A 24,986-nucleotide genomic window follows, 5' to 3' on the forward strand; every position below is an offset into this window, starting at 1 on the left:
CGCCGGCGACGCGGTCCTGAAGGCTTGACGCATTGAGGTTTGAAGCTTGAAAGCTTGAAACGTCAGGCGCGGCGGCGGGCCAGAACGTCGTCGATGGCGCCCATCTCGGGTGCTTTGTTGGTTCGAATCGCATTACGACCGTGTTCCAGCGGGCTGTCGTCACGGGCGGAGTCGCTGAGTTCGGGGCGGTAGCCGAGTTCAGCGGCGAACTGAGCCGCGATGTCTTCACGGCTGCGAGCCTGGGTCTCATAAGACGAGGCATCGGCCGCCTTCGACTCAGAGACCGGGTGCTCGACCTGTGGGGCATCTACATAGCTGGGCACCGGCAGTGGCGTCGGTGACCAGGCACCACGTGCCTGCAGTCGCTGCATGAACGGATCATTGACCTTGACGGTGTCGACAGTCGACGCGGTCGCCACGACGTCTTCTTCCGGTGCAGCGACATTCTCGGCCTCAGCCTCGGTCTGTGGTGCCGTCTCGACTTCTGCGGCCGAGTCCACACCCGGAGTCGATTCGGCCGCGGTGTCATTCTCCACGCGATCTGTCTCAGCCGAGTCCGTGGCTGCAGCGTGTGATTGCGAGTCCTCGGACGCCGCTTCTTCAACGATGGGGATCGGTCCGGTGAGCAGCACCTGGCGAGTGGTGTGTCCCTCTGCAGCTTCGTTGCGGATGCGCACGAGCGGAATCTCGCCGGTGTCAGCTTCTTCCTTGATGTGCTTTGCGCTCACGTTGCGCTGCATGACGGCACGCGCCCGGGCTGCCTTCGTCGATCCTGCCGACCGTGTCTCGCTTGTCTTCGCAGCCGCAGTCTTCGCACCCGTGGCCGTCGAAGCGGCGGGTGTCGGTGCGGTGCTCGTGGTCTTTGCAGTCGTGGTCTTCGATGCAGTGTTCGCACCCTTCGCAGCCCGAGCGTCGAGATCACGGAGACGAGCCTTGATCTCGCGTTTGCGCAGGTTGAGTGTGCGCACGATGGCCAGGGAGACGATCGCGAGTCCGAGGAACACTCCGGTCAGAGCGATATGGACGACCGAGAACATCGCGAGCACGCCTGTTACAAATACGCCCAAGGCAGAGGCGAGGAATACCAGTGCGAATCCTCGCGTCATCGCGCCCAGTGATTTCATCGACTCGTGCAGTGTCGTTGCTTTCTCAGTCATCGAATGGTCCTCATCGGCTCCGAAAGTCGGATTGGGAATCTGTGTACCTCGTCTGTTTGTCTCTGCTGTGTCTGCGGTGATGGCTTCACCGGATCGGCTGTGCCGCGATCGCGGCTGAGCCTGTCCCGGCCGGATCGGAATCGTCCCGGAATGCTCACCGAGGTGGCTGGTGCTTGCCGAACCTCGGCCGTTCGACGAGCCCTGGCCGTTCGAACCCTGGCCGTTCGAGCCTGACTGCGACTGGTTGAACACGGCCTGGACCGCCGGGTGCACCAGCCGAATGTTGTCGGTCCTCGCCGAGGTGGCTGCCTCATGTGCACTGTGACTGAGGCTGTCGAGATAAGTGGAGTGGGATTCACCAACGGCCACGGGAAGGGAGCTGCGCTGGTGCTGCTCATCCGCCTCGGCGATGGTGGATTTCGTGTCCGTGGTCGAACTCGTGTCGGCGTGCCCGTCGATGACGGCGAACTCCGGTGTCCGCGCTGAGAGGCTGAGCGTCGGGGCGCTGGCCATCGGGGCGACGTCGGGGCGCGGGACGGTCGGTTCGATGGTGGCTGAGGAGTGGAAGACTCTCGCCCGTTCGGAGTGATCGTGGCCCGGTATCTGAGGGTCAGCGGCGATGACCTGTGCCTCTGCCGGGACTGTGTCGATCTCGACGCGGGAGAGCTCCGTCGCTGATTTGCGGATCATTGTGGGCACAACAACGACGAAGACCACGATGATGGCGATAACGACGATGATGCTGGTGTCCACAACTGCAACCCTAGAGCGCCCGGATCAGCAACGACGTGAAGGGCTGTGGTGTGTCGGTCAAACAGGTGCTAAGTTCACATCTTTCTCAGGCTGTGACGGTAGGCGGCGAGGATTCCCTGAGGAACCTCCTCTGCGACCAGGGCGAAAGTGCGATGGTCACACCATCTGCCGTCGATGTGCATGTACTTCTCGCGCAGCCCCTCATCCCGCAGACCCAGCTTCTCGACCACCCGCAGGCTGGCAGTGTTCTCGGGCCGGATGTTGATCTCGATGCGGTGCAGCCCCAGCGCGAAGAGGCAGTGGTCGGCGGCCATGGCGACAGCGATGGGAGTGATGCCGCGGCCGGCGACTCGCGAATCGATCCAATAGCCGATCTGTCCGCTGAGGATGGACCCCCAGCTGATGCTCGAAACGGTGAGCTGACCTCGGAATTCACCGCCGACCTCGATCGCCAGCGGCACCGACTGCCCCCGCTTTGCCTGCTTGTCATACATGCGGACCATGGCCCGAAAGCCCGGGAGCTGCTGGCCGGGAATCGGCAACGTCGCGTCCCAGGGGCGGAGCCAATCCTGGTTGTACCGACGCACCTCTCGCCACTGGCTCTCGTCGTGCCGGTGCAGCGGACGCAGCACGATGTCGGACTGCTGATCAGTCAGTATGACTGGCCACAAAGGGCGGCCTCCGCTCTCGAGTGCTCAATCAGGAATGTCATCTGGTGCGGTGATGCCAACGGCTGGGGCATTGCCACAGGCGATCAGGGAAGCGTTGCCACGTATTCCTTGAGCCAGCTGTTGAGGTCAGCGCCCAGATCCTCGCGGGCGCTGGCGATCTGCACGACAGCTTTGAGGTAATCGAGCTTGTCACCCGTGTCATAGCGGGCGCCCTTGAACACGACTCCGTAGACCCCATTGCCGCCATCCTGTTCAGCGAGGACCTGGAGGGCGTCGGTGAGCTGGATTTCGTTGCCCCGGCCCGGTTCGGTGGTCTCCAGGACGTCGAAGATCTCCGGTGCGAGGACATAACGGCCGATGATGGCCAGATTCGATGGGGCTTCACCCTGTTCTGGCTTCTCGACCAGACCGGTGACCTTGACGACCTCGTCATCGGAGGTGGACTCGACGGCTGCGCAGCCGTAGAGGTGGATCGCCTCGGGCGGGACTTCCATGAGCGCGACGACGCTGCCGCCGGTCTTCTCCGCAACCTCGATCATCTTCGGCAGGATCGGGCTGCGTTCGTCGATGAGGTCATCGCCGAGCAGAACCGCGAACGGCTCCTGGCCCACATGCTGGCGGCCCTTGAGCACCGCGTGGCCCAGGCCCTTCGGATCACCTTGGCGCACATAGTGGATGTCGGCAAGCTCGGAGGCGTGACGAACCGCGGCGAGCTTCTGTGTGTCGCCTTTCTTCGCCAGTGCGGCTTCGAGCCCGTCGACACGGTCGAAGTGGTCCTCCAGGGGTCGCTTGTTGCGCCCGGTGATCATGAGGAGGTCCTGGAGCCCGGCATCGGCGGCTTCTTCGACGACGTATTGGATGGCCGGTTTGTCTACGACGGGCAGCATCTCCTTGGGAGTTGCCTTGGTGGCGGGGAGGAAGCGGGTGCCCAGACCGGCCACGGGGATCACGGCCTTGCGCACTGTGCGCTGCGTTTCATCACTCATGTCGTTCATCTTAACCACTGGAAGTGATTCCGATTAGGCTTATGGGCGTGGATGCAGAAACTTCAAAGGCGCAATTGCGTGCACGCATACGTTCCGAACGCGCCGCTCGGGCCGCAACGGCCCCCGAGTCGCGAGGCGTTGAGGCTGAGCCCTCGGTGGCCGAGTCCGCCTGGGCGCTGGTCGAGAGCCTGTGGCCAGATCTGGATCTCAACGGACGTTCGATGCTCGCCTATGCCGCATTGGCCGGCGAACCCGATATGGATCCGGTTGTCGACCGGTTCCTCGCCCATGGCGGAACCGTCTACCTTCCCGTTGTCACCACCGTCGGTCAGCCACTCATGTTCGGTGCTGTCACCGAATCCATGGCAACCCTCGAGCCTCGTGGGAAATGGGGAATTCGTGAACCCTCACCCGCGTTGTCCGCCGTTGACCTCCTCGCCGAGGTGGCCCCCGACATTATGTTCATCCCCGCCCTCGGGTTCGGCCCCGAGGGCGCACGTTTGGGAAATGGCGGCGGTTTCTATGACCGCACGTTCGGCCCGCAGGGCGAGGTGCCTATGGAGAGGGAAGACCGCATGGGCTGGGTCTTCGGGGTCTGCTTCTCGACCGAGCTCGGTCTGCCCGGACTTGCCGTTGAAGCCTGGGACCTGCAGATCACCAGTGCCGTGACCGATCATGGCGTCCACTCCTTCGACTGAACCGAGACGCAGGTGTGGGGGTCCGCAGACGCTGGAGTGTGGGCCGCAGATGCCCACTTGCGTGTACGAGCCTGTGGACAAGATTCCGGTCGCTTGGGCTCCTCACCCCATGCGTTACTCGCGGGTGAGCGCGGTGGACTATAATCTTCTCGTCGAAGAAAGGTCTCGAATGCCCGTTTACGCCTACGCCTGCAAGAGCTGTGGTCATGCTTTTGATATTCAGCAAGACTTCAGCGATGACTCGCTCACGATCTGCCCCGAGTGCCAGGGACGCCTGAAGAAGGTCTTCGGCACGGTGGGGATCAGCTTCAAGGGTTCCGGCTTCTACGCCACTGACTCCCGCGCGAGCAATTCGAGCACAGTCTCCTCTTCCTCGAAATCCGATTCGTCGAGTTCTTCCAGCTCTTCGGACTCATCAGGCTCATCCAGTTCGGCAACGGAATCGTCGAGCTTATCGGATTCGTCCTCGTCGACGTCCAGCTCACCGGCCAAGAGTGCCCCGGCGGCCAGCAGCGCTTCCGCCAACTGATTCCACCGTCCACGTTCTCGCCGGAGGTCGTGTGGATTGACCGCCCACTCATGTGCGTTTCGCCTGTGGACACAGATCAGCTGTCCACAGGCCTTGTCTGTTCCCTTGATCCCAGCCTCTGAGCACCAGCACGCTCATAGGCATGGGAATCATGCGCCGCATCAAAGACCGAGTCTCGACGTGGTCGAGGTCCTCACGGATCAAACCACAGCGGGTCGTCGCCGCCGTCTGCTTCGCGTGTGCATGTGCGCTCGTCGTCTGGATCCTCACCCCGGATCAGGGCGGAACCGCCGTCGTCGTCGCCAACAGGAATCTGCCTCCGGGGTCTGAGCTGCGCTCGCAGGACCTGACCGTTGTCGAATTTCCGACACGGCTCGTCCCTGAAAAGGCCTTCACTTCGGTCTCGGACGCCGATCACAAGCGCACCTCTGCAGGCTTGTCCAAGGGGTCACCCGTGACTCAGTCGGCGGTCCTCGACCAGCAGGCGTTGCCAGAGGACAGTACCGATCTCCTCATGCCCGTGCGCTTGGCCGATGACTCTTCGGCAGCGCTCCTGGAGCCGGGGCAGCGAATCCGCCTGTTCAGCTCACTCCCCGATGGGGGTTCTGACGTAGTGGTGAAGGAAGTGACAATAGCCCGATTGGTCGACCAGGGTGACGGCATTTCTGCTGAATCAGGGCAGCTTGTCTCGGTGATATTGTCATCGAGCGATGCTGAACGGATCGCAGAATTCGCAGGGATGCCGATCAGCTTCGCAATCCTCCCCCGCTGAGTCAGCGCTGAATCAGCGCTGGATCACCAACCACGCCGCGCGGCCCTTACGCGGGCTGCATGCTGACTCAGCGGCGGTCTTCACCACGCGACTCAGACCCGGCGAACCGGGATTTCTTCGTGGCAGAAAGATCGCATGTCTACCGCGTGTAGACGAGTTACCCGTGTGTATCATGTAATCGTAATAGAAGTGGTTCACTCCGCATTATTGTTTTCATATACGCCGAAAGGGTGCCTCTAATGCTTAAAGGTTTCAGAGACTTCATTCTCCAGGGGAATGTCGTCGAACTCGCAACCGCAGTCATCATCGGCGGCGCCTTCACAGGGATCGTGACGGCTTTCTCCGATAAGGTCATCAACCCGCTGATCGCCGCCGTCGGTGGCGCAGAAGGGCCGGCACTGGCCTTCAGGGTCAAGGCGGGCGTCGAAGAGACGACAATTGATCTGGGCGCTGTGATCACGGCCGCGATCAACTTCCTGATCGTCGCCGCCGTCGTCTACTTCATCATCATCGTCCCGATGAACAAGCTCAACGAGCTGCGCAAGCGCGGAGCCCCGGAGGAAGAAGTTCCTCCGACCACCGAGGATCTGCTCGGCGATATCCGCGAAATCCTCCGGACACAGGCGGCCACCACCGCTGGTGGTCCTGCCGAAGGTCCAGCCAGCACGGCCGGTCCATTCGACGACACCGAACCGACGGAGCCCCCACGCCACTGATTAGCGCGAGTGCGGCAAAGGCCCGTTTCCACTTTGGGGAAGCGGGCCTTCGTCGTTCTCAAGCTCAACCGGTATCGCTCGGGTTCAGTCGGTGGGCGTTCGGCCTAGTCGGTAAGCGTTCAGCTCTGTTGGTGAGCGTTCGGTTCAGTCGCTCACTACCTCTGCAACTGACGAGTCATTGAGTACCGGTCACCAGTGCGGGGGCTTCTGCGATCTGTAGTAGTCCGCGCTGAAGCCTCCTTTGCCGGTCTCTGCCTCATTGCGCAGCGTGGCCCGGTACTTCCGCAGTGCCGTGTCCAGACGCGCCTTCTTCTGCTGGTCCGTCTCATGCTCTTCAGCAGGCACCTGACCGGCTGCACCTTCAGCGGGTTCTGGGTCATGTGCGTGCTCGCCCTCGGGCGGTTGTTCGCCGAGGCTGTCTTCACTCATCGCTGTGCAGTGGATCCGTGCGGGGCTCGACATCGGCCGCGCTCGGGCGTTTCGTCGCGGCCTCCTGCTCGCTGGCGACTGTCTCCTGCTCACCTGAGGCCGTTTCCTGCTCAGCGGAAACCGTATCCTGCACACCGCTGGTGGGCTCGGACGTTCCGGCCTGGGCCGCCCGTGTCGCGTCCGGTGTCTCCCGTTCATCCGAGCTGGGCACCTGGTCATTGCTCGCGGTCTCGATCAGACCCGCCTGACGCAGCTCGTCAGCCCTGATCTTTCCCGTGTCGAACGTGGGTACGACCTCGTCCTCCATGGGGCTGTGCTGATCTGCTTCGGGAACCAGAACCTCGGCGCCGGTGACGCGTTTGGCCTGTGCATGGCGTTGACGATAACGGTCCACGGCCGCCTGCAGCTGGGAGTCTCCGCGACCGGAGCTGCCCTTCTGGGCCAGTGCCGTGCGGAGCAGATCCTTGATCTCGCCATCCCCGCGCACGACAGCATCGGACTGAACCCAGTCGATCATTGCGTCAAGACCCGAGTCCGAGTATTTGTGCATGGGCAGCCCCGGCACCAGCTTGGGCCGGCTGCCGGTGCGGCCGACGACGACCGAGGCGGCACGAGCCGCGTTGAGGACGGCCTGCGGGCTCATCTTCTCGACCGTGGACTTCCACGCATCGAAGATCTTCTCGGTCTCTGACTGAGGATCGACGAAGGCATCGGTGGACCACATGCGCATGAACTTCCACCCGCGACGAGCCAACTGTTCGGGCACGACGCGGTCACGCTGGCGCAGGCTGCGCACCGAAGCGTATTCGGGTCCGTCTCCGGCGACGGCGATGATCATTCCATGCTCGTCCTCGGTCGAGTTCGCCACGGCCAGATCGATGCCGTTGTAATGTTCGTGAGCGACGACGCCGAGCTGCAGCAGACGATCGGCGATGTCGTTGAAGAGCGGATCGTAGATCTCACCGTGTGGGCCCGGCTGTCGGACACCACCGGTGGCCACTTCGTCGAGCAGGCGTGGGAGCAGGACCGCTCCCCCGGTGAGCTTGTTCGTGTCGAAGTCATCGGATTCGATGCTCGAGACCACGGTGAGTCGTTTGCGCGCCCGTGTCATTGTGGCCGCGAGGATCCGCTCCCCGTCGGGACCGGACAGCGCGCCGAAGTCGTGGATGACCCGACCGTGGACGGTCCGGCCGAAACCGAAGGTGAAGATCACGGCATCGCGGGACATCCCCTGCACGCGTTCGGCATCAGTGACCACGAAGGGTTCCTTGCTCGAATCGTTGAAGAATGCTGCAACATAGGGCAGATCCTTCATCGCCCGTCCGATCGAAGTGGCGACGCGCTGAGCGTGATGCGCGGTGAGTGCAACGACGGCCAAGGACTCCCGCGAACGGTTTCGTGCGTGCCTGAGTACGAGTTCGACGACCCGTTTGACCTCAGCGTCAGGACTCTCGACACGACCCGTGCCGATGTCCGTCGGGCCTCTGCCGTCTGCCACGTAGGAGAACTCGAGTCCGGTGCCTTCGCCGGTGTGTGCGGTCGGCATCGTCGTGATCGTCGAATCGTAGAAGTGCCGATTCGCCAGATCGATGAGCCCGACCGGTGACTGGCGGTAGGAGTTCGACAGTTCCATTCGAGGCAGGAACTCGCCGAGGTGCTCCTGGACTGAGCTCGGATGATTCCCATCATCCATTCCCCAACGATCGACGGCGATCGAGAAAGGTCGTGGACCGAGCAGTCGGGAATCTCCAAGCGAGACGACCTGCCTGGCACGGGTGATGGCTGGAACCACGTCAGGGACCGAAAGACGGCCCGCATCGGCGATGACGACAGCGTCGAAGAGCGGCAGAGCCGAGAACAGTTCCGGCACCGTGTACGGACTGGCCATCCAGACCGGGGCAAGGGTCGTCAGCAGCTCGGGGGCACGCGTGGACATGGTCTGCACAGAGGTGTGCGGGGAGAGCAGTTCCTGCTTGATGACTCCGGCGGAGATCGGGTCGTTGTCGATGCCACGCTTCCAGGCCTGCGCATGGTTGTATCGCAGTCGACCTGCGCCGGCAGCGACGAAGGCACGGTCGTTTTCGGCGAAGCCTTCGGCCACTTGGTGCAGTGCGGCACCATCGTGACGGCCCACCTGTGGATCCTCGCTGGCCATCCGCTGCAGGACCGATGCCCAGTAGGCCAGGTCGAACTCCGGTCCTACGAGCGTGGTGTCGACCTTGCGACGACGCAGATCGGTGAGCAGATCAGACAGGCCCTCGTCAGTCAGCTCGCGCTGAATACGAGAGCGCTCGGGTAGTTCGGCGAGGTTCTCCGAGTCACGTCCCATGGCTTCGGTCCGTGCCTGCAGCTCTTCGATGAGCATTGAGCCCAGTTCGCCGCCATCGGGGGTGGTCTCGAGAATAGGTGCGATCTTGGCAATGTCGGCCTCAACCTCTTGCAAGATCTCATCGGCTTCGAGGACACCGCGTGGGATCTGCGGACGACCGTCATGACCGGCGAGGTCCTGGAGCACGATGCGCTGGGACCGGACATCGATCAGCGACGAGTGCAGGTCCGTGACATTGGCGCCGGGACGCAGGAACTCGTTTGCAGACTTCTTCTGGCGCTTGCGCTGAAGCATGCCCATCTCAACGCCGACCTCGGAACGGTATTCTGCGGTTCCCGTCGCGGCAATGAGATCGTCGAGTCGGTGGTCGTAGATGTCAGGGGCGAAGTTGTCGAGGGTCGTGCGCACCCGTAGCAGCACCTTGATCGCACGCGACCAGTCGTTGAGGTTGCGGCGGGGGTTCAGCTTGGCTTTGGACAGGACCGGTTCGACAGCCTTGACCAGATCAGGGATGGTTCGACCAAGACGCTCGGCGACGGTTCGTGCGGCTTCGGCCTCTTCGACGGACTTGAGGTCCGCTCCGAACCAGACGGTGTCCTCCACATCGAGGGTGAAGGCTCCCAACGAGGCCAGCTCGCTGAGCTTTCCACGCAGTGCCTCGCGACGGTCGTCGCTGGATTCGAGGAGATCTTCACCGAATCGCACAGGTGTCTGCGGAGAATCGTCGCCGGAGGTCAGCTCCGCCAGGTGCTGCATCGTCTCGTAGACGGAAACGTCCCAGGGTTCACGCCGACGGTGCAGTGAGGAGACATGTTCGTTCAGAATCTCGCGCTGTTCGTTGAGTTCGTTGAGCAGCCCGGTCAGGTCGGGCCGTTCAGCCTTTTCAGCCGAACCGATGAGACCGACGAGCTGGTCCCGAATCCCGCCGGTGCCCTGGCGAGTGTCGACTGCGAATTCCGAGAGTCCAACCTCGCCGAGGCGGGAGGAGAAGTCGTCGAGCGCGTCAGCGGTCTGTGCCAGGAAAAGCACGCTCTTGCCTGTGTGGGCCAGGGTTGTGGCCACAGCGACGGCGACCTGGGTGGCACCAGTGCCGGGAGGGGTGTCGACGACGACGGATTGCCCTGACACGGCCGCGTCGACGACGGCCTGCTGGTCACCGTCAACATCGATGACGAGGAACTCTTCCTGAGGTTTGCGATCAGGGAGAGGGGTGACGGGTTCCTTGAGCGCGGCAGGAACGACATCGTCTTCGTCGGAGTCGACAGCTTCCGGGTCTGCGGAGCTGTCCGCGTCCGCTGCGGACTCTGAACTCTGAAATTCTGGGGCCTTGGAGGCAGGAGCGTCAGCCTCTGCCGCTGACGATGTGGTGTCTGACGTTACGGAGTCTGATTCCTTGCCGTCAGCGGCACCCGACGTGGTCTTCTCTTTGCCGATGGTGGCAGCGTCGTCGGTGTTCTGATCCGACTGCGCGCTGCTATCGCTGGCAGCACCGCCTACTGAGGTCTCTTCTGCTGAGTCGTCGGGCAGGGTCCTGGAGTCCCCGGGCAGGGAGCCGTCGGTGATCGGCACCGTCGGCTGAGAGAACTCGTCGTCAACATCGGCGTTCAGCTCAGAGCTGTTCAGTTCGACGGCTGCCTGCTTATCAGAAACCTGCCTATCGGCACCAGATGCGTCTTCCTGGCGCGCGGGCTGCCGCGGAGCCGGAGAGTAGGAAGGGCCGCCGAGCACACGCCGGACGTCTTCGTCTCCGGCGAGAGCTCTGAGGATCGGGTGCTGTGTGGGCAGGTAGTCAGTGGTGAATGGGCTCGCAATGTTCGCGAACGTTGATACGACGAAGCGATGGTTGATGCGCAATCCGGGCACCGACTGTGCGAGGTCGCGGAGACGGTCGAGAGCTGGCCCCGGATCGAAGCCGTGCGGTCCGCCTGTCGCGTCGACCCATTCGTCGACGGGAACATCGAGGTCATAGACCTCGGACAGGTGCTGGACCAGGGCAGGGTTGATCATGATCCCGTCGCCCAGCACGATCTCGAAGTCCTCGACGCGGGAGCCGCGGGGAACAAGCGTGACATGGCGCATCACGACGGGGGCGTTGAACTTGTACTTGGAGTCTTTTTCCGTCCACGAGGCGAAGCCGATCGCCAAGTGCGCAGCCTGAATTCCGCGTTCATTGTCGAGCTGCTCTGCCTTCGACCGGATCGATTTCGCACGACGGCGTGCGTCGGCGAGGACCTCATGGTCGCGGACCAGGCTGGAGAGCCGGGTGGCCCGACCGGCCAGAAGCTGGGCTAGACCAGACGGGTGAGCTCCGGAAAGATCAATGCTGCCATCACGCGAATCCCGGAAATGGAGCATGGTGTCGCGACCACCCAGGTGGGCAGCCTGCTGTTTCCACTCGACGTAGACATCGTCGAGTTCTGGGAACTGATCGTCAACAACGGAATCTGGCACAATTCGACCCTAACGAGAAACTTCACATAATAGGTGCTGGCACACCGTGAAACATCTAGGTTTCTTCTACGCTACACTGGGTGGTCGTGGCTGAAGAAGACCACACCGCCCCCGTAGCTCAGGGGATAGAGCACCGCTCTCCTAAAGCGGGTGCCGGCAGTTCGAATCTGCCCGGGGGCGCCACAGCAGACATTGACCAGAGCCCATTCAGGCGCAACGGAATCACCCAGCGCAATACTGAATACCGGCTTGCAGCCCCCGCTCGCCAGTTCCTTTTCGACTCCCACGCTCCCTCACCTTTGAGGTCTGTTCGCACGATTGACCCTACTCTCATCGAGCCTCTTCCCAGGACAACGAGCCGCGCCCGACGGTATTTTCACTGGTAAGACGCCCGTAGCTGAACCCTGAAGCATACTCCCTTGCCGCAAAATGAGACAACTATCCTTGTTTTCCCTATACTGACCTGGTGGGAGCGAGAGAGGGCATGTCCTCTGTATCTACGTTCGTGGAGTCGACGGCCGACACCACGGAACGCACCCAGGAAGGAACCACAATATGCGGCACCTCCGCAGACGACTGCCCGTAGTCGGCACAACGATTGCATTGATCGCCGGGAGCACTCTCCTTGCCTCACCAGCAACGGCTGCACCTGAACTCGGTCCCCAGCTCAGCGCGTACGAGGGCGAACCGGATTTCACCGGAGTCACCACCAACCCTGAGACGGACAACCAGGGCGGCATCGACAACGCCACCATGTACGGGGCCTATATCCCCTCGTCCGGCGTTCTCTCCGGCAATCGGGTCTGGTGCATCGACCGAGGCCTGACCCAACCCATGGGCAACGGCTACGACGAGGGTGGCAAATCCTCCGTCGAGGCTCCCGAGCTGGCCTATATCCTCGCAAAATGGGACGAACCCCGCAGCGACCAGGCCAGTCAGATGGCCCATGACATGGCCATCAGCGAGCATGTGCACAGCTCTGAGGAAATCGACCACCGTGACATTCTCGACGACCGCAGTCTCGAAGAAGTCACCGATGGAATCGGGTGGAACGAGGACTCTCAGAATCTCAAGGACATCGGCGCTGAGAAGTTCTCCGATGATGTGCTTCCCGATGCCTACGACCTCTCGGCACTCATGGGTGACGAAGCCGCAAAGTATGCGGGCAACGGCACCTACGAAGCCGAAGTCAGCATCGATGCGGACTCGTCGACGGCAACCGTCTCGCTGGTCAACTCCGAAGGTGTCGAGGTTCCCGGATTTGAGGGTGAGCTCTCTGTCGACGGTGCCGAGGCTGAAACCACGGACATCACCTCCGGGGAAGAACCGGTCGAGGTGTCCCTCGACTTCGCCGACGACGTCCCCGACGCATCTGTGTCCGTGACGTTCTCGGGCCTGCCCACCGGTTCAGTGACCCAGTGGGATCCCAAAGACTTCGACGCCGATGATTATGATCGCACAAGCCTGCAGGGTGTCATTGAGGGTCAGGAGACTACGGCCGAGGCATCCGATTCCTACCAGGGCCTCTACACGCCGGAGGTGTCTTCGCAGGTCTCGGTCAACGAAATCACCGACCTTCCAGCCACGGTCACTGACAAGGTTCGCCTGGACCACTGTGCACCGGGCGAAACCATCGACGATGCCAAGGTCGATGTGTATGCCGAAGACGGCACCATCGCTCAGTCCAAGTCCGTCCCCGAGGACGCTGAACTGCTCGAGACCTTCACTCCCGACGTCACTTGCGGTGAAGACGGCACCGCCGACTTCGAGACCGAGAAGCTCGCACTCGATGCTGACTTCGTGGAACCCGGCAAGGAGAAGTCGGTGACATTCGTGGCCTCGGCTCCTGCCTCCGGTTCAAACGAGGCCTTCTCGCATGAGTACGGTGTGCCCTCGGAGACCGTGGCAATCACCATCCCCGAGGCTGAGAAGCCAGACGATCATCCAGTCGTGAAGACGGGGGCCTACGTTGATTCGACCGACGGTGGTCCCAACTGGAACCTTGTCGGCGGCATCGGACTGTTGACCGCTGCGGGTGCGCTCATCATTGGTGCACTGCGTCGTCGCACGACGAGGGGCTGAAGTTTCACTCATGATTCGAGGAATCACTCAAGACTCGAGGATTCGGTCATGACTCGGTGGCGGTCACTGCTGCAGTGGCCGCCACCGGCATATGAAAGGAAAGCATGACGCCACGCATACTGCGCAGCTGGTGGTCCTTCCCGGTCACTGTCGTCATCATCGCACTTATCTGCGCAGGGGCATGGATGCTCGTCCAGGGATTCTCTGATGAACAGAGCACCGTCGAGGACGACGCTCAGATCCAGCTGGAAGAGCCCCCAGACAAGGCCGAGGTAGAGGATATGCAGATCGAAGCCCTCGACGGAGACTTCCAGGTCCCGTCAGTGGGTCTGGATACCGGGCTGGAATCCATGACCGAAGTCAATGGCGCGATCAATCCCCCGGGGCTTCACAACGGCTATGTGGTGCGCAATCACGGCACCCCTGACCACCCCGAACGCGGCACCACCTACGTTGCCATTCACTCCGTGCAAGGTGCCGAGCTGCCAGGGAACACACTCATCGATGTCGATGCAGGCACGGCGGCTGTCGAGACGGGCGAGTCGGTCACTCTCCAAGACCGCGACTACACGGTGACCGACTCCTACACTGTGTCCAAGACGGACATCTCCGGAGATGATCGCGTGTGGGCCGATGAACCTGGCCGCCTCGTCATCCTCACCTGTCTGCAGCGCGCCTCCGGTCGTTCAGCTGACAATGTCGTCATCGAGGCCGTCGCGAACTAGCAGCTCAACGGACGGTCCCGAACCGACCTACGCGACATCCACAGACCGACTTGAGCAAGTATCGCTGATCCGACGCCGCCACCCACGTCACAGCCCTGGTTCGGGAGTATCCCCGTCGTGTCGACGCTTGTTGTGGTCGCGAGTGACACGAACGACCATGGTCGGGCACTGTGAGTACGGGAGCACAGACTGCGAGGTCGAACCGAGAAGCAACCCTGCGAAGCCTCCACGGCCACGAGAACCGATGACAAGCACCTCGGCGGTGTCAGAGGCACGGACGAGCACCTCGGCGGGCTGGCCGTCGAACAGAGTCCAGGTGACATCGAGGTTCGGGAACTCGGCCTGCAGGTGCTGTTTGGCCACGACGAGCTTATCGGCGCCTTCGTTGACAAGCCGCTCGAGGTCGGCGGTGCTTGGCAGCCATTCGGGGCCGATCACGGTCGTCGTGATGACGGCAACGATGTGCAACGGCGACCCTCGGCGCACGGCCAGTCGAGCTGCCTTCCACAATGCCGGAGACTCTGCGCCGAGCGAATCGACACCGACGACGACCTTGCCGTCGAAGCGCAGCCCTTCGATGGCTTCAACATTGGGGTCAGGCTCTTCGACGACGATGCCGTCCTGTCGGATCGGTCGTGAGGATGTGGGGTGCGCGGTCTTCTCCACATCAGACTGCCACGAGGCGGGCACGACGACAGTTGGGCACGCGGAGTGAGCCGGGAGGGCGCTGGACACAGTGCCGAGCAGACGCCCAGCGAATCCGCCTCGACCGCGGGAACCGACAACGGCCAGGCTTCCCGACTTCGATTCGTCGATGAGGACACCGGCGGCGTCGCCGATTTCGATCACGGCTTCGACCGGCACGCCGGCCGCCTTCACCTCGGCGGCGGCTTCTTTGAGGGTATTCGTCACTGCCGCCCGGATCGACGTGTCATCGATCGGAACGTAGGAGACGTCGATCGCGGCTGCAGCCACGCTGGGGATCGTGTAGGCCCCGACCAGACGGATCGGCTTGCTCAGCGACCTCGCTTCCTGGATTGCCCACGCCAGAGCATTGCGGCTGGGTGGCGAACCGTCGATGCCGACGACAACAGCGTCAGGCTCCCCCGCAGGTGCTGCATCGGCGTTCGGGGTTCGGTCTTGCTCGTTCATCGCAAGCTCCTCATCTTGAAGCGAACTACTCTCGTGTCCACCCTAAATCAGAATCAGGGCAAGGCCTCCGCCTATGTCACATCGTTATCGGAAATGGGCCATAGTGCGGACATTGCTCCGGTGGCCTGGAAGGGTGTCGCTTCAGGCAGCCTGGGAGAGTTCCAGAAATGGGCGCCATTGTTCGACCGGTTTCTCAACCCCGCGCATCCAGAACTGCCCGGTCCGCGGCTCCCTGGGCTGGAAGCTGAGCTTCCACCCGATCTCGGCCAGCGTCCTGTTTCCCTTGCGGTTGTTGCACTCACGGCAGCAGGCAACGAGGTTCTCCCAACTGTTGACCCCACCGCGTGAACGCGGAACGACATGATCGACCGTCGTCGCAGGCTTCGCGCAGTACGCGCAACGGTGGTTATCCCGGCGCAGCACGCCCCGCCGAGAGAGCGAGACCCGGCGGTTGTGGGGCGGCCTGACATAGCGGGTGAGCAGAATGACCGATGGCTGGTCGAGGTTCAGGTGCTCAGATCTCACCGGAACATCCTCAGCGGCCAGGACCGTCGCCTTCCCCGTGAGCACTAGGACCACTGCCCTGGTGAACGGAACGATCGACAGTGGTTCATATCCGGCATTCAGCACGAGAGTCTTCATATCCCGCCCCTCATCTTCATGTGAGTGCGGACCCGGTCGATCGACACGGACCCGGGAAACGCAAAAGGCGCCGTGCCGCAGCACAACGCCTTGAAAGAAGGGACAGACACAGATATGTACTCCGCGCCAGTAACTGGAGCGGATATTCGTCCTATGCGACTGTGGCCCATCTGATTTCCCATCACTTACGCCAACTCAATCTTTATAAGACTAACGCCAACCCTCCCCTGTGACCGAATTCATATCGCTCGCGTCACGGATTCTTTCCTCGCCGTTCACCTGAGCGGGCGGTGGACACCGCTTCCTGCCCTCCGGGAAGGAACGTCCACCCAATCTGCGAAGGGGAGCACCGCAAAACAGGAGATGGGAACTTCAGACAAGCAAGAGACGCAAAAACTCCCCGCCTGATTCGAGGACCGTCGAGTCAGGCGGGGAGTTTTGGTGTGAACTAAATCAGAGAACGCGGATGAAGGTGACGTTGCCCATCCAGCTGTAGCTGCGCTTCGAGGTGCCTGAACCTGGGGAACCGGCATCGTACATCTGTCCGCCACCGGCGTAGATGCCGACGTGGCCGGGGTGCCAGATGAGGTCACCGGGCTTGGCTTCAGACTGCGAGACGACCTTGCCGGCAGCCTTCTGTGCACCTGAGCTGCGAGGCAGGTTCACACCGACCTTGCTGTAGACCCAGGCGGTGTAACCGGAGCAGTCCCAGCCGCTCTGCGAGGTTCCACCGTAGACGTATGGGGTTCCGACGCCTTTGGCTGCCCAGCCCATGACCTGCTCGGCCTTGGAGCCGTCGATCGAGCCGGCATCATCGGAGCCGGAGTCTTTGCTCTTGTCACCGGAATCTGAGGAACCGGCTGTTGCGGAATCGGATGAGTCGCCTGAAGTGTCTTCGGCGGCCTCAACGGGTTTTGGCTTAGGCGCTGGTTTCGGAGCAGCCTTGGCGGTGACGGTCTGGACGTCGGCGTTGAAGGAGGAATCCTGCTTCTTGTCCTTGTCCTTGGACTCGTCAGCAGCATTGACGGTGGCCGTCTGGTTCTGGTATTCAACCTGCGTGTGAGCTTCTGACTCGGCGGAGACTGCGACGTTGTCGTCGGCTCCCTGTCCTGCTGCTGGAAGGACTGCTGCGGTGAGCAGACCACCGCTGGCAGCAACAACGGCTGCACGGCGTCCGAAGACGGCGGAGTTGGCATTCAGGATTTCGGTCAGCTCGGTCAATGGGGTCTTGACCTTGGCTTCAGCGGCGCGGCGGCCATGCTGCTTAATTGCCACGTTTCCCTCTCGTCACCTATTGGAAGAATCCCAACCGCCACTCTCGGTCCTCAGAGATTTTGCATCGAGCGTGGCGTTCGGCTCTCGATGCAAAGTCGTCACTTTCGTGAACGACCTCCACAACTGTAACCAATCGGTCACCGATTGTCACGTTTCTGTCACGAACCACGGAGGTCATCCCTGAGGTTTTCCATAACACTCCAGGTCAGACCCCCTATAGGGATGGAAATATTCGTAACATTTGCTCGTAATACGACACGGCCCAGGGGGTGAAATTCCACTCCCTGGGCCGTGCCCACCAAACGTTTTATAACAAATCGATCCTGTTCGAGACCTTCGGTCGTGACCGGACTGTCTTCGGTGGTGACGGGACTGTCTTCGCAGAGATCATGCAGATGCGACTCGCTCCTCAAAGACGCCCCGCCCTTCAGAGCAGGACTATTCCTTGAAGGCTTACTTCTTTTACTTCTTTTACTTCTTGTAGGCGAACACGTGTGAGGCTGTGTCCAATGGCAGATCGAGCACGTCCTGTGCCCCGGGGACCTGAACCGTGATGTACTCGCCGTTGCGTGAGATCTCGACATCACTGTCGGGCAGGACACCAGCGACCTGGAACTGCTGCAGGAGGTGGATGTCGACTTGCAGGGGTTCTGCCAGCCAAGCGATCCGCAGCTCCTTCGCCCCGTCGCGAGCCACAGCGGTCGCCAGATCGACAACCTCAGTGCCTGGCGCCAGCTTTCCGCCGATCACGTCGAGACCGGGGATCGGGTTGCCGTACGGGCCTGAGGCCGTCTCTGGAAGCAGAGCGATGAGTTTGCGTTCGACCTGCTCGCTCATCACATGCTCCCAGCGGCATGCTTCGTCGTGGACGAGTTCCCATTCGAGTCCGACGACATCGGCGAGGAGCCGTTCGGCCAGACGGTGTTTGCGCATCACTTCGGTGGCGATCCGACGACCCTCGGCTGTCAGCTCCAGGTGACGGTCGTTGCTCACATGCAGAAGTCCGTCGCGCTCCATTCTCGCCACGGTCTGTGAAACGGTGGGACCGGAGTGATCCAAACGTTCGGCGATCCGGGCGCGCAGCGGCACGATCGACTGCTCCTCAAGCTCGATGATCGACTTGAGGTACATCTCAGTTGTATCAATGAGGTCGTTCACTTAAGACCAGCCACTCCACTCTTCGTCTTCAGGCCCATTCGACCATTTCAGGCGTTCTCAGCATCAATCCTATCTCGCGTACAGCCGATCTCGTGCCTTCAAGCGACGTCGACGTCTGCTGCCCGTCGGCTCATGCTCGGCGAACTCCCCGGTCGGCCCATCGATCATACCTTTGCCTGTCCCGCTCAACACTGGCAGTGAACCGAATATTTCTCCAAGGTGTACCAGCCCAGGGGCCGTTCAGATCATGGGTAAAGACGAACAGGGTTCCACTCGGTCGCCTGCGACAGATCGGCAGGTTCGTGGCTGCCATCGGCACGTCGGAATGCCCATCGGTCGTGGAAGCGGTTCTTCTGTCCCTGCCAGAACTCGATCTCGAAGACACGAACTCGGAACCCACCCCAATGCTCAGGCCGGGGCACATCCTTGTCCGCGTACTCTGCAACGGCAGCATCGTATTCTGCCTGCATCTGTTCGCGGCTGCCGACGATCTGGGACTGCTTCGAGACGCTGGCCGCGATCTGGGATCCATGGGGACGGACAGCGAAGTACGCGTCCGAGTCCTCGGTGGCGGCCACCTCGGCGAGGCCCCGGATCCTGACCTGACGTTCCATGTCCTGCCAGGGGAAGTTCACGGCCACTCGGGGATCGGCACGCAGCTGACACCCCTTGGCGGAGTCGTAGTCGGTGAAGAACATGAACCCGGACTCGTCGATGCCTTTGAGCAGGACGATCCGCGAGGACGGACCCCATTCGTCGAGGGTGGAGACCGTCATCGCGTTCGGTTCGCGGACATGCTCCGCGGCCTCGTCGTACCACTGTCGAAACAGCGCGAGCGGCGAGACCTCCGGATGGTCGAAGGTCGGGGACTCGTAGGACTTCCGGGTCTGCGGCAATCGGTCGACTGGCTCACTCATACCTTCACTCTACGGCGAGCCGGTGCCACTCGTCAGGCCATGAACCCACAAGTCACACCCGCGTGACCGCCCAACACGACTCGATCCGAGCGTGACAAGTCTCAACATGACGATGCCGGTCGTCGGTCACACATGGGTGCGCCGTAGAATGTCGAGCGTGACTGCCACGAATATAACGATCCCAGACGAACTCCTGCCCGCCGACGGACGATTCGGAGCCGGTCCGGCCCGCATCCGCAAAGCCCAGATCGAGGCGCTTAACTCCGCCGCCACCGATGTGCTGGGCACCAGCCACCGCCAAGCACCCGTGAAGAAGCTGGTCGGTCGCATCCGCACCGGCCTGGCCGAACTCTTCAACCTGCCCTCCGGCTACGAGGTTGTCCTGGGCAACGGCGGATCCACCGCTTTCTGGGACGTCGCCACCTTCGGACTCGTGCGCGAGCGGGCCGCACACGCCACCTTCGGCGAGTTCGGCCAGAAGTTCGCGAAGGCCACCGATGAGGCCCCTCACCTGCAGGATTCCCTCATCGTCAAGGCCGAACCGGGCACATCGGCCGTCCCCTCCCCCGCGTCCCTCGCCGAGGCGACCGGAAATTCGGATGTCGCGGCCGATGTCTATGCCTGGCCGCACAACGAAACCTCAACCGGCGTCGCCACCACGATCGCCCGCCCCGAAGGCATCGACAATGACGCGCTCGTCGTCATCGACGCCACATCCGGTGCCGGCGGCCTGCCCGTCGAGATCACCGCGACCGACGTCTACTACTTCGCACCGCAGAAGAACATGGGCTCCGACGGCGGCCTATGGGTGGCGATCATGTCGCCGAAGGCCATCGCCCGCGCGCAGGAGATCAAGGACTCCGGCCGCTGGATTCCCGCGTCGTTGGATCTCGTGACCGCGATCGAGAATTCGCGTAAGGACCAGACCTACAACACTCCTGCGGTGGCGACCTTGGTGCTCCTGGCCGAGCAGATCGAATGGATCAACGGCAATGGTGGTCTCGAGTGGGCTACTGCCCGGACCCGTGAGACCTCCGGTTACGTCTACGACTGGGCCCATGCCGCCGAGGTGGCTCATCCCTACGTTGAGAACCCTGAGGATCGCTCGTCGGTCGTGACCACCATCGACTTCGACGATTCGGTCGACGCGGCCCTCGTCGCCTCGGTGCTGCGCAACAACGGCATCGTCGACGTCGAGCCCTACCGCAAGCTGGGCCGCAACCAGCTGCGCATCGCTACGTTCGTCTCTGTCGATCCCGAGGACGTCAAGGCGCTGCTGGCCAGCATCGACTTCGTCATCGACGCCCTGGCCTGAAGTCGCGTCACTGACGCCGGCCGAGGAGTCTTCTCGGCCGGCGAGGCTCTGGGCCAGCAACCTTCTGGGCTAACGACATTGTCGGCTAACGACCTTCTGAGCCAGTACATCGAGCACCCCGCACCGTCAGCACCGAAACGACCTGTTGCCCGGGTTGTCTTCGGCACGGACGGTGCGGGGTGCTCAACTGCCTGTCGGCAAAGCAGCTAACTGGAGGACTTGCGAGCACCGGTGCGTGGCGCGGTGCGCGTCTGAGTGTCCTCAGCCGAGGAAGTGGATGAGGTTTCCGATTCCGAAGGTGATGGCGGCCAGCAAGGCGAGCACGAACTCGATGGCGGTGCCGATGCCGATCGCCTTGAGTGATCCCCAGCTGGAGGCCCACGCTTCCTTGGCATCGTGAAGCCGGGTGTGTTCGGCGAGGTAGAGCCCGGCGATGAAGCCGATCGGCAGTCCCACGACGGGAATCACGAAGAATCCGATGATGCCGAGGACACCGGCCAACAGCACGGACCGGTTGGGGACGGCCATCTCCTTGAGTTTTCTGCCCGTGAGCACCAGGGAAGCACTCATCCCGCCGGCGACGAACACTGCGACGACGGCGAAGATGATCCAGGCCATCGGTCCCCCGATGACGATCGCCCACACCAGCACGCCGATGGCGATGAGGATGGATCCCGGCAGGACGGGAAGGATGATGCCGAGGCAGCCGACCAGGATAGCCAGCCCGACCAGCACCGAGGTGAGAATGTCCGCGTTCACTGTCTGTCCGATCTGTTGCTGTGCTGCTCAGTTGTTTGTTGCCTAGTTCCCTAGCCGCTCAGTTACATACGAGCGTCCCCGATCTTAGGCGATGCAGATCCGCGAGTGGCTCAGGGAGAGTTCAGAGACCAATACCGCCAGCCCGGACCTCAGGGGCGACCGAGGTAGCTGACGTGGACACGGATCCGAGACTTGGGGTCGTAGTGCAGTCGCAGGTTCTTCGCCACGATCATCCACACCAGCCCGACGGCGAAGGCGATGATGCCCGAGGCGGCTCCGACGCCCATCGCCATCCGAGGCCCGTACAGGTCAGCGACCCAGCCGGCCAGCGGGGCACCGATAGGCGTGCCACCCATGACGACGGCGGCGTAGATGGCCATCACCCGACCGCGATAGTGCGGCGGAGTCGTCGTCTGCACATAGGCGTTGGCTGAGGTCATCATCGTCAGCGATGCGAAGCCGACGAATATCAGCGACGCCGCGAAGACATAGTAGTTGGGTATCAGGGAGGCGGTTCCCACCGCGAGGCCGAAGCCTCCTGCAGCTCCGAAGATGAACCGCAGCCTCGGCTTCTCTCGTTTCGCCGAGGCAAGTGCCCCAGTGACGGATCCGATCGCCATGACGGAGTTGAGCAGGCCGAAGCCGGAGGCGTCCTTGTCGAATTCGATCTTGGCCATGGTGGCCGTATAGATGTTGAAGTTGAATCCGAAGGTCGCGACGACGAAGAGGACGATCAGCACGATCGTCACATCGGGGCGTTGTCGCAGGTACCTGAACCCGCCCAGAATCCCGCCGGTGCCACGGCGCCTCGTGGGATGCAGCCGGGTCTGATCCAAACGGATGAGCACAGTCAGGGTCGCAGCGAACCCGAGCCCGCTGATGAGGAACACCGGTCCGGCACCAATGACTGCTGTGAGGACTCCGGCGACGGCGGGGCCGATCATGCGTGCACCGTTGAATGATGCGGAGTTGAGACTCACGGCATTGGGAAGCAGTTTCTCACCGACGAGCTCAGAGACGAAGGCCTGTCGGGAGGGATTGTCGAGGGTGGCCAGGATGCCCAGAGCCAAGGCCGTCATGTAGACGTGCCAGAGCTGAATGGTGTCGGTGATGACGAGGACGAACAGCAGCAGCCCCACAGTGCCCAGCAGGGTCTGGGTGACCATGAGCAACCTGCGTTTGGAGAACCTGTCGGCAATCGCACCGGCAAAGGGGAACATGATGAGCTGCGGGCCCATCTGCAGCGCCATGGTGATGCCCAGGGCCGAGGCGTTGTTGTGTGTCAGGTAGGTGAGGACGATCCAGTCCTGGGCCGTCCTCTGCATCCACGTTCCGGTGTTCGAGATCAGGGCACCAGCGAACCAATGTCGGTAGTTCGGCTCTGCCAGTGACCGGAACGTGTGCGCCATCGAGTGTCTCAGCCCTCCTGGAACTCGAGTTCGCTGACGGAGTAGTCATCGACGACGGCTTCGGCAGGCTCGTTGCTCTGCCGGCTGACGTCGGTCTCAGAGTGGGCTCCGCAACCGAAGTCGAGCGCGACGACCTTACCGTCGGCCGGGGACCACCCGTTCGCACAGACCCCGAACTTCTGTCTCAGTGATCCCGCGATCGGCAGGAAGTACCCGCAGCTGGAACAGTGCGCCGAGGCTTTTGCAGCGAAATCGGATTCCCCGCCGGTCTCCGACTCGGCCCACCTGGTCGCGGCAGCTGAGATCCCTTCAGGTGAGAGGACCCGGCGGCGGCCGAGTCCGAACTCAAAATTCGGGATCTCGTCCAGATTACCGTCCGAGGTCTCTTCGAGCTGTTCGAAGCCCTGCTGCAGGTTCGGATCGTCCTCCACCTTCGGCAGAGTGTCGCGAGGGGTCAGATCGCCGGGCTCGACCCGCTGGTCCCAGGGGACCCATTCGGGTGCGACGAGGGAATCGGGGCCAGGCAGAAGGGCCGTCTCGCAGACCGTGACCTTCTTGGCCCGAGGCGCACGGGCGAGGACGGCGACCCAGCGCCAACCGCGATAGATCGGATCGGTGCACGCGAAATAGTGGGTGACCAGGCGGGTACCCTCAGCCAGAGTGCCCAGGTGGTCACCGATCACGGAACTACCGGCCACCTCGGCGATGGCGGAACGTGCCGTGTCGATGGCTGCGGCCAGTTGTGTGTCCAGAACGATCTTCTCCGAACTCGCCCGCGGGGCCTTGGCCGGCTTCACCGGCGCAGCAGCCTCAGCCTGTGCCGGTGCAGCGGTCCCTGCCGCCTCAGTCTGGGCCGGAGCAGCGGTCTCAGCAACCGCTGCGGTCTCCGCATTGTTTGGGGTCTTCGCAGCCGACGCCGCCTGAGCGGGCGCAGGGTCGTTCGTCGGCTCGGCACTCCGGCCGGCCATCCAATCACTGAAGAGTGATGACATCAGGACTCCAAATCGTCGGCAATTGCCCGCAACAGTGAGGCTACCTTGTTCCCGTGGGAAGAGTCGGGGTAGCGGCCGTGCTGCAGTCCGTTGTTGAGGTCATCGAGTACTTTGATGACATCTTCAACCATAACTGCCATGTCTTCGGCCGGACGCCTGCGGACCTTCGCAACCTTGGCGGGGCCGGAGAGCAGGCGGGCCTTGAGGACCTGGGCTCCGCGACGGGAATCGACCACATCGTAGTCGAGGCGGGTGCCCTTGGTGACCTCGGCGCCCTCGGGCAGAACTGAGGAGTGGAGGAAGGCCTGAGAGCCGTCCTCGGCGGTGACGAAGCCGAAGCCCTTATCGACGTCGAACCATTTCACGCGTCCGGTTGGCATGATGTCCTTTCCTGGTGATGCTCGTAGTTGGTGTAGCTCGTAATGGGTGGTGCTCGTACGTGGTGAAGCTCAGTGGTGGAAGTGCTCGGCGGTGCCTGGCCTCAGGATCGGCCACGATCGCTTCGGTCACCAGCAGTTTCGTCTGACTGCGACAGCGCGGCCCTGGCTCTGCGCTGTTCCCGAATCCGATCCGGCAGTGTGCTCGCGCATCTTCTCATCAGTCGAACTCAGCGATCGAATATCTGCTGAAGCGCTGCGCTGTCACTCTCGGCTGCCCGGATCGCCCGGATGCGGGCGTGGACTGCGGCCAACCTCGGCTCAAGGCCGTCTGTGGAGGTGGGTGCCCGACGCTGTCTGCGCGATCGTCCCGCGGAGAGGCGATCAACTCAGCCCAAGTGACTGTGTCGCTGACAGCACCAGCGGCCGAGTTTCAGCTCTGGCCCACCTCTGTCTGTCTGCGTCTCAGTGCTGCTCTGACCAGGGTCACCGCGACCAAGGCGAATGCGATCGGGAGGAGGATCATCGGCAGGTATGTCAGCAGGTGCGAGGGCGCGTAGCCCATCCAGGCCTGACCCAGCACACCGATCAGCGCCAGCGCACCGACAAGGGCGGCGGCAACGGCTACGACGACGATGGTGGTGTCGACACGTTTGGCTGACAATGCTCGTCCTTTCCGAGATCCGAGAAGC

Annotated in this window: 22 protein-coding genes, 1 tRNA gene and 1 pseudogene; 8 read left to right on the plus strand and 16 right to left on the minus strand. The window is 62.4% G+C overall.

All coding sequences use genetic code 11. The features are described from left to right. Positions 1 to 62 precede the first annotated feature (62 nt). From BSP239C_RS17095 to galU, 3 genes are all read right to left on the minus strand, one after another. Positions 63 to 1,910 (minus strand): hypothetical protein, encoded by a 1,848-nt coding sequence (locus tag BSP239C_RS17095; protein ID WP_101574556.1) that lies wholly within the window; start codon positions 1,908 to 1,910, stop codon positions 63 to 65. Positions 1,911 to 1,984: 74 nt separating this feature from the next. Then, on the minus strand, positions 1,985 to 2,581 hold the full coding sequence (locus BSP239C_RS17100; protein ID WP_101574557.1) for a GNAT family N-acetyltransferase: 597 nt from the start codon (positions 2,579 to 2,581) through the stop codon (positions 1,985 to 1,987). A gap of 83 nt (positions 2,582 to 2,664) precedes the next feature. Then, entirely contained in the window at positions 2,665 to 3,567 is a 903-nt protein-coding gene (gene galU / locus BSP239C_RS17105) for a UTP--glucose-1-phosphate uridylyltransferase GalU (RefSeq protein WP_101574558.1), read from the minus strand. Between the two features lie 41 nt (positions 3,568 to 3,608). Here galU and BSP239C_RS17110 point away from each other — a divergent pair, with 41 nt between their 5' ends. Then, positions 3,609 to 4,265 carry a 5-formyltetrahydrofolate cyclo-ligase gene (locus BSP239C_RS17110; protein ID WP_101574559.1) on the plus strand — a complete coding sequence of 219 codons (657 nt, stop codon included), beginning with the start codon at positions 3,609 to 3,611 and terminating at the stop codon, positions 4,263 to 4,265. Positions 4,266 to 4,434: 169 nt separating this feature from the next. After that, positions 4,435 to 4,575 (plus strand): annotated as a pseudogene (locus tag BSP239C_RS21295) (FmdB family zinc ribbon protein); the annotation flags it as partial. Positions 4,576 to 4,589: 14 nt separating this feature from the next. On the opposite strand, the gene BSP239C_RS21300 reads toward BSP239C_RS21295, so the two are convergent. Further along, positions 4,590 to 4,790, minus strand: a complete 201-nt coding sequence (locus BSP239C_RS21300) for a hypothetical protein (protein WP_308298078.1) — start codon at positions 4,788 to 4,790, stop codon at positions 4,590 to 4,592. A 146-nt stretch (positions 4,791 to 4,936) separates the two neighbouring features. On the opposite strand from BSP239C_RS21300, the gene BSP239C_RS17120 reads away from it, so the two are divergent. Together BSP239C_RS17120 and mscL are read left to right on the plus strand one after the other, a co-directional pair. Beyond that, positions 4,937 to 5,566, plus strand: a complete 630-nt coding sequence (locus BSP239C_RS17120; protein ID WP_101574561.1) for an SAF domain-containing protein — start codon at positions 4,937 to 4,939, stop codon at positions 5,564 to 5,566. A gap of 239 nt (positions 5,567 to 5,805) precedes the next feature. Beyond that, positions 5,806 to 6,282 carry a large conductance mechanosensitive channel protein MscL gene (gene mscL / locus BSP239C_RS17125; RefSeq protein WP_101574562.1) on the plus strand — a complete coding sequence of 159 codons (477 nt, stop codon included), beginning with the start codon at positions 5,806 to 5,808 and terminating at the stop codon, positions 6,280 to 6,282. Between the two features lie 189 nt (positions 6,283 to 6,471). Here mscL and BSP239C_RS17130 read toward each other — a convergent pair whose 3' ends face one another. Beyond that, a complete protein-coding gene (locus BSP239C_RS17130; protein ID WP_101574563.1) occupies positions 6,472 to 6,711 on the minus strand; it encodes a hypothetical protein in 240 nt (79 codons plus the stop codon). Beyond that, positions 6,704 to 11,491 (minus strand): DUF4011 domain-containing protein, encoded by a 4,788-nt coding sequence (locus BSP239C_RS17135; RefSeq protein ID WP_101574564.1) that lies wholly within the window; start codon positions 11,489 to 11,491, stop codon positions 6,704 to 6,706. Before BSP239C_RS17135 ends, BSP239C_RS17130 begins: the two co-directional genes overlap by 8 nt. Before the next feature lie 107 nt (positions 11,492 to 11,598). Between BSP239C_RS17135 and BSP239C_RS17140 the strand changes: the two genes are divergently transcribed. The 3 genes from BSP239C_RS17140 (at position 11,599) to BSP239C_RS17150 (ending at position 14,298) form a co-directional block, all read left to right on the plus strand. Further along, positions 11,599 to 11,674: transfer RNA gene (locus tag BSP239C_RS17140), tRNA-Arg, on the plus strand. 372 nt (positions 11,675 to 12,046) lie between these two features. Beyond that, complete coding sequence (locus BSP239C_RS17145; protein ID WP_101574565.1) at positions 12,047 to 13,573, plus strand: hypothetical protein; 1,527 nt, start codon at positions 12,047 to 12,049, stop codon at positions 13,571 to 13,573. Positions 13,574 to 13,677: 104 nt separating this feature from the next. Beyond that, positions 13,678 to 14,298 carry a carboxylesterase gene (locus BSP239C_RS17150; protein ID WP_101574566.1) on the plus strand — a complete coding sequence of 207 codons (621 nt, stop codon included), beginning with the start codon at positions 13,678 to 13,680 and terminating at the stop codon, positions 14,296 to 14,298. 87 nt (positions 14,299 to 14,385) lie between these two features. On the opposite strand, the gene BSP239C_RS17155 is transcribed toward BSP239C_RS17150, so the two are convergent. The 5 genes from BSP239C_RS17155 to pdxH form a co-directional block, all read right to left on the minus strand. Further along, positions 14,386 to 15,450, minus strand: coding sequence for a universal stress protein (locus tag BSP239C_RS17155; RefSeq protein WP_101574567.1), 1,065 nt, complete (start codon positions 15,448 to 15,450; stop codon positions 14,386 to 14,388). A gap of 141 nt (positions 15,451 to 15,591) precedes the next feature. Then, complete coding sequence (locus tag BSP239C_RS17160) at positions 15,592 to 16,092, minus strand: HNH endonuclease (RefSeq protein ID WP_101574568.1); 501 nt, start codon at positions 16,090 to 16,092, stop codon at positions 15,592 to 15,594. A 453-nt stretch (positions 16,093 to 16,545) separates the two neighbouring features. Next, on the minus strand, positions 16,546 to 17,367 hold the full coding sequence (locus tag BSP239C_RS17165; protein ID WP_101574569.1) for a C40 family peptidase: 822 nt from the start codon (positions 17,365 to 17,367) through the stop codon (positions 16,546 to 16,548). 471 nt (positions 17,368 to 17,838) lie between these two features. Then, entirely contained in the window at positions 17,839 to 18,525 is a 687-nt protein-coding gene (locus BSP239C_RS17170) for a metal-dependent transcriptional regulator (RefSeq protein WP_101574570.1), read from the minus strand. A gap of 245 nt (positions 18,526 to 18,770) precedes the next feature. Next, positions 18,771 to 19,442 carry a pyridoxamine 5'-phosphate oxidase gene (pdxH, locus tag BSP239C_RS17175; protein ID WP_101574571.1) on the minus strand — a complete coding sequence of 224 codons (672 nt, stop codon included), beginning with the start codon at positions 19,440 to 19,442 and terminating at the stop codon, positions 18,771 to 18,773. Between the two features lie 157 nt (positions 19,443 to 19,599). Between pdxH and serC the strand changes: the two genes are divergently transcribed. Further along, positions 19,600 to 20,757 (plus strand): phosphoserine transaminase, encoded by a 1,158-nt coding sequence (serC, locus tag BSP239C_RS17180; protein ID WP_101574593.1) that lies wholly within the window; start codon positions 19,600 to 19,602, stop codon positions 20,755 to 20,757. Positions 20,758 to 21,018: 261 nt separating this feature from the next. On the opposite strand, the gene BSP239C_RS17185 is transcribed toward serC, so the two are convergent. The 5 genes from BSP239C_RS17185 to BSP239C_RS17205 all read right to left on the minus strand — a co-directional run bounded on the left by BSP239C_RS17185 (position 21,019) and on the right by BSP239C_RS17205 (position 24,958). After that, positions 21,019 to 21,516: a DUF456 domain-containing protein gene (locus tag BSP239C_RS17185; RefSeq protein WP_101574572.1), complete on the minus strand. Its 498-nt coding sequence runs from the start codon at positions 21,514 to 21,516 to the stop codon at positions 21,019 to 21,021. A gap of 149 nt (positions 21,517 to 21,665) precedes the next feature. Then, positions 21,666 to 22,925 carry an MFS transporter gene (locus tag BSP239C_RS17190; protein WP_101574573.1) on the minus strand — a complete coding sequence of 420 codons (1,260 nt, stop codon included), beginning with the start codon at positions 22,923 to 22,925 and terminating at the stop codon, positions 21,666 to 21,668. An 8-nt stretch (positions 22,926 to 22,933) separates the two neighbouring features. Beyond that, entirely contained in the window at positions 22,934 to 23,917 is a 984-nt protein-coding gene (locus BSP239C_RS17195) for a DUF3027 domain-containing protein (RefSeq protein ID WP_101574574.1), read from the minus strand. Beyond that, positions 23,917 to 24,297: a cold-shock protein gene (locus tag BSP239C_RS17200; protein WP_101574575.1), complete on the minus strand. Its 381-nt coding sequence runs from the start codon at positions 24,295 to 24,297 to the stop codon at positions 23,917 to 23,919. Before BSP239C_RS17200 ends, BSP239C_RS17195 begins: the two co-directional genes overlap by 1 nt. Before the next feature lie 430 nt (positions 24,298 to 24,727). Then, positions 24,728 to 24,958 carry a hypothetical protein gene (locus tag BSP239C_RS17205; protein WP_101574576.1) on the minus strand — a complete coding sequence of 77 codons (231 nt, stop codon included), beginning with the start codon at positions 24,956 to 24,958 and terminating at the stop codon, positions 24,728 to 24,730. Positions 24,959 to 24,986 lie beyond the last annotated feature (28 nt).

Source organism: Brevibacterium sp. 239c (assembly GCF_900169365.1).
Taxonomy (GTDB): domain Bacteria; phylum Actinomycetota; class Actinomycetes; order Actinomycetales; family Brevibacteriaceae; genus Brevibacterium.

Bases quoted from the DNA above. Each gene is read 5' to 3' on its own strand.
- BSP239C_RS17145 (WP_101574565.1), top strand. From the start codon at position 12,047: ATGCGGCACCTCCGCAGACGACTGCCCGTAGTCGGCACAACGATTGCA.
- BSP239C_RS17120 (WP_101574561.1), top strand. From the start codon at position 4,937: ATGGGAATCATGCGCCGCATCAAAGACCGAGTCTCGACGTGGTCGAGG.
- pdxH (WP_101574571.1), bottom strand. From the start codon at position 19,442: ATGAGTGAGCCAGTCGACCGATTGCCGCAGACCCGGAAGTCCTACGAG.
- BSP239C_RS17155 (WP_101574567.1), bottom strand. From the start codon at position 15,450: ATGAACGAGCAAGACCGAACCCCGAACGCCGATGCAGCACCTGCGGGG.
- BSP239C_RS17160 (WP_101574568.1), bottom strand. From the start codon at position 16,092: ATGAAGACTCTCGTGCTGAATGCCGGATATGAACCACTGTCGATCGTT.
- BSP239C_RS17200 (WP_101574575.1), bottom strand. From the start codon at position 24,297: ATGCCAACCGGACGCGTGAAATGGTTCGACGTCGATAAGGGCTTCGGC.
- BSP239C_RS17190 (WP_101574573.1), bottom strand. From the start codon at position 22,925: ATGGCGCACACGTTCCGGTCACTGGCAGAGCCGAACTACCGACATTGG.
- BSP239C_RS17195 (WP_101574574.1), bottom strand. From the start codon at position 23,917: ATGTCATCACTCTTCAGTGATTGGATGGCCGGCCGGAGTGCCGAGCCG.
- mscL (WP_101574562.1), top strand. From the start codon at position 5,806: ATGCTTAAAGGTTTCAGAGACTTCATTCTCCAGGGGAATGTCGTCGAA.
- BSP239C_RS17150 (WP_101574566.1), top strand. From the start codon at position 13,678: ATGACGCCACGCATACTGCGCAGCTGGTGGTCCTTCCCGGTCACTGTC.
- BSP239C_RS17110 (WP_101574559.1), top strand. From the start codon at position 3,609: ATGGGCGTGGATGCAGAAACTTCAAAGGCGCAATTGCGTGCACGCATA.
- BSP239C_RS17130 (WP_101574563.1), bottom strand. From the start codon at position 6,711: ATGAGTGAAGACAGCCTCGGCGAACAACCGCCCGAGGGCGAGCACGCA.
- galU (WP_101574558.1), bottom strand. From the start codon at position 3,567: ATGAGTGATGAAACGCAGCGCACAGTGCGCAAGGCCGTGATCCCCGTG.